Source organism: Motilibacter deserti (genome assembly GCF_011250635.1).
In the GTDB taxonomy this organism is placed as follows: Bacteria; Actinomycetota; Actinomycetes; order Motilibacterales; family Motilibacteraceae; genus Motilibacter_A; species Motilibacter_A deserti.
This window is the reverse complement of the sequence record NZ_JAANNP010000134.1, coordinates 1-4,099: the sequence shown is the minus strand read 5'-3', so window position 1 is coordinate 4,099 and position 4,099 is coordinate 1. Positions and strand designations below refer to the sequence as shown.

The 4,099-nt window shown below is 70.3% G+C and carries 3 protein-coding genes; all 3 read right to left on the bottom strand.

Translation table 11 applies throughout. The features are described from left to right. A partial coding sequence (locus G9H71_RS21305) for a PA14 domain-containing protein (protein ID WP_166284780.1) occupies positions 1-2,096 on the bottom strand: 2,096 nt, incomplete at its 3' end. A 365-nt stretch (positions 2,097-2,461) separates the two neighbouring features. Continuing rightward, entirely contained in the window at positions 2,462-3,856 is a 1,395-nt protein-coding gene (locus tag G9H71_RS21300) for a TIR domain-containing protein (protein ID WP_166284779.1), read from the bottom strand. A gap of 19 nt (positions 3,857-3,875) precedes the next feature. Continuing rightward, positions 3,876-4,099 (bottom strand): SLATT domain-containing protein (locus G9H71_RS21295; RefSeq protein ID WP_166284778.1); only part of this gene is annotated, 224 nt, incomplete at its 5' end.

The window sequence follows — 4,099 nt, the reverse complement described above, 5'->3', positions numbered from 1 at the left end:
CAGCCGATGACCGAGGTGATGCTGTCGTGCTCGTCGACGACCTCGCGGAGCTGGTCGAGGTACGCCTGCCGGAACGCCGGCGGGGTGCCCGCCGAGCCGGAGCCGGTGGAGGGCATGTCCTGCCACACCATCAGGCCGAGTCGGTCGGCCCAGTAGTACCAGCGGTCGGGCTCGGTCTTGATGTGCTTGCGGACCGTGTTGAAGCCCATCTCCTTGTGCTGCACCAGGTCGAAGGCGAGCGCCTCGTCGGTCGGCGCGGTGAGGATGCCGTCCGGCCAGTAGCCCTGGTCGAGCGTCGACAGCAGGAACGTCGGCTTGCCGTTGAGGACGATGCGCTGCTTGCCGTTGATGACCTTCAGGCCGATGGAGCGCATGCCCTGGTAGCTGCCGACGGTGTCGGTGGACGTGCCGTCCTTGAGCGTGACCTTGAGGTCGTAGAGGAACGGGTCGTCCGGGGTCCACAGGTGCGGGTCCGCGACCGGGACCGTGACGGCGGCGTTGGCCGCACCCGTCGCGCGCGCCACCTCGGTGCCACCGGCGGAGACGACGACCTCGACGGTCGCGCCGGCCGAGGCCGAAGCGGAGTTCGCATTGACCTTGAAGGCCGAGCCGGCGAGGTCGGCGGTGATGTCGAGCTCGTCGATGTGCGCGGCGGCGACCGGCTCGATCCAGACGGTCTGCCAGATGCCCGAGGCCGGGGTGTAGAAGATGCCGCTCGGGTTGGCGCGCTGCTTGCCGAGGACCTGGTCGGCGGCGGTCGTGTCGACGACGCCGACGATGATCTCCTGCGGGCCGGTGCCGTTGACCGCATCGGTGATGTCCGCGCTGAACGCGTCGAACCCGCCGGTGTGCGTGGCGACCTGCTTGCCGTTCACCCAGACCGTGGCCTGGTAGTCGACGGCACCGAAGTGCAGCTTCAGCCGCTGCCCGCTGCCGACGTTCCAGCCCGCCGGGACGGTGAACGTGCGCCGGTAGAAGAAGCGGTCGACGTGGCGCTGGATGCCCGACAGCTTGGACTCGATCGGGTACGGCACGAGGACGCGCTCACCGAGCGTCTGCTCGGTGGGGGGCGTGCCGATCGTCGCCGCCGTGGCGGCCGCGAACTCCCACGTCCCGTTGAGGTTCTGCCACTGCGTACGCGTCAGCTGGGGCCGCGGGTACTCCGGCAGCGCGTTGGTCGGGCTGACCTCGGCCGCCCACGGGGTGTCGAGCGTGTAGGTCGAGGAGTTGACCGCCGGGACGGAGAACTCCGGCAGCGTCTTCTCCGTCGTCGCCAGCCCGCCGGTCCCGTTGTAGCGGACGCGGACGAGCGAACCGCGCTGCACCTTGGCGTTCAGCGTGATGACGAGCTTGGACGCGTCGGCGGGGTCGAGGGCGACGCCGGTGATCGGGAAGGCGATGCCGTCGACCTCGACGACCAGGCTCGAGGCCAGGTTGGCCGGGATCGGCGCGACGAAGCTGGCGACGCTGTCGAGCGTCACGCGCGTGCCGTCGGCGGAGACGGCCGCGTCGCCGGTGTAGGGCGGCGTGTAGCCGGCCGGGAGGAAGAACGCGCTGGCGGGCACGATCTGCATCGGCTGGCTCGGGCTCGACCACGACAGGTGCAGGTTCGAGCCGCCGTAGTTCTCGAAGTACTCGACCTTGACGTCGTAGAGCTGGCCGGCCTGCAGCGTGATCGGCTGGCTGGTCTGGCGGACGTCCCAGTCGTCGACCCAGTGGTCGAGGATGAGCTTGTCGTCGACCCAGAGCCGGAAGCCGTTGTCGCCGATCATCGAGAACGTGTAGGTCTCGGAGAAGCTCGGGCGGATGCGGCCCGTCCAGCGGACGGTGGCCTCGTCGTTGCGCCCCGTCGCGGCGAGCAGGACGCCCTCGAGGCTGTTGAAGTCGAGGTTCGGGTCGACCTGCGTGGACCGGTACTCGCGGAAGTCACCGATCCCCGGCCCGCTGGACCGGTAGTAGTCACCCTTGAGGCCCGGCAGCTCGTCCGCGGCCCGGGCCTGCGGCGTGCTGACCAGGAAGGCCGAGATCAACGTCAGCAGGGCGACCAGGGCGCCCCCTGCACGTGCCGGCCTCGTGAGACGGGATACGTGAGTCAACAGAGCGGCCTCCTTGCCGTCCGAAGATCCTGTGCGGTTCTGGCGAGTTCCGTTCAGGAAGGTTGACGTTCGGGCGAAGTCAACCGTTCTGCACAGGCCACGTCAATGCTTTCGAAGGTCTCGATGTGAACGTGAACCGCCGGAGCGCGTGCAGGGAGCGGTCATCGTTGTCAGGGGCGGGCAGTGGGAGGCGGGTGGGACGGTCGCCGGCGCGCTCCCGGCGGCCGTGGCGCAGGTGGCCTCGGCTCGTACGCGGCGCCCACTGGCGCTAGCGGCAGGGCTCGTACGCGCTTGCCCACCGGCGCTGCCGGCAGGGCTCGTACGCGGCGGCGCGACCCGATGTCGAGCTCGCGGCGCAAGCCGGCTCAGGGCGCCGAGCCCTCCGCCGGCGGCGTCTCGGGACGGTCGACGGGGTGGCCGCGCAGCAGCGCCTGCCAGACCCTGAGCTCCGCGTCGTCCAGACCGAGCGGCTCGAGGAGCCCGCGCAGCCCCTTCTCGATCGACTCGAGCTCTGCGTCGCTCGGCCTGAGCAGGCGGATCGCATCCAGATGCGCGGCGACCTGGGCGGCGTCACGCGTGACGATCGCAGCCGTGGCCCCGGTCGCGTGGACCCAGACGTTCCGCTCCGACCTGCCCTCGATGATCTCGAGCGCGCGAGCGTAGGTCACCTCGGCGTCCTCGCGCCGGCCGAGCTTCAGCTGCTCCTGGCCCAGCAGGTCGGCGAGGTAGTAGGAGCCGGGGTTCTTGGTGAAGGCGGCGGCGTAGACGGCTGACGCCGCGACGTGGTCCCCCTGGTCCCGGTGGAACCGGCCCTTCAGCGCAGCGCACTCGACATTCTGCTCGAAGGCGTCGGCGTCGAGCTTGCCGATCTCCTGCAGGACGCCGTCGACGACCGAGAACCGTCGCTGGTTGAGCGCAGCCGTCCCGAACGAGCGCAGGACGAAGAGGTCTCGGGGAACGAGCCGCTGGGCCAGGGCGAACTGCTCCTCGGCCTGCTCGTCCTGCCGGGTCCGCAGGTAGAGCTCCCCGAGCCGGCGGTGGATGCGGATGTCGATGGGCGTCTGCTTGTCCCTGTCCTGCCCGAAGGCGATGAGCAGCCAGTCGTGCAGGTGCCGGACCTCCGAGGCCCGGCGCTCGCTCGCGAGCGCGTCGAGGCGTACGCACCACTCACCGACGACCGCTTCGGTCGGCAGCAGCGGCGCAACCCGGAGCGCCTCGTCGACATGCTCCAACCAGCGCTCGACCACGCCGTCGAGCCGTGTACCCGCTTCGACCGCGTTCTTGAAGCCCACGTCCTCGGTGAAGTCGTTGATGAGCTGCAGGAAGAGCTGCCGCACGTCCGCCTTCTCGTGCCCCACGGCGATCTGCACGTTGCTGCTGCCCAGCGGCCCGGGCACGTCGCGCGACTCGATCCCGAGGCGGACCGGGCGCACCCGCGTGCCGGCATCCCCGTCGGCCTTCACCGCCGCGCCGAAGACTGCGCCCGCCTCCCACATGATCCAGGGCTTGAGCACCGAGGTGGGAGTCAGCAGCACGAAGGTCACGCGCGCCTCCTGCACCTGCCGGACGATCCACTCGAACCAGTTCTCGCCTGGCGCGATCGACCCCTGGGACTCGCGGTCGGACGAGGAGGCCACGTCGACCGCGTCACCGAACAGCGACCGGATGGCCTGTCGCACGGCCGCATCCAGCGCCTTGTCCGTGTGCGTGTGACTGACGAAGACCTTCGGCTTGACCGCCTTGGCCTGCTCCGCGCTCACCCGAGCCCCCCTTCGATCGTCAGGACGTCGTGGTCTTCCGCCACTCCGCCATCCATCCCTGCGTCTCCACCGAGATGACCCGCTCGCACTCGCGGACGTAGTCCGCGTCCGCCCCCGGCCGCCCCTGCGTCGCCTGCCAGCGCTGTCGCAGCCGGGTGAGCGCGTTCACCGTGGTCAGGTAGGACACGACGTTGTGCTCGTAGCGCGCGAACGCGGCGTACGACGCCACCGAGAGGCCGACGG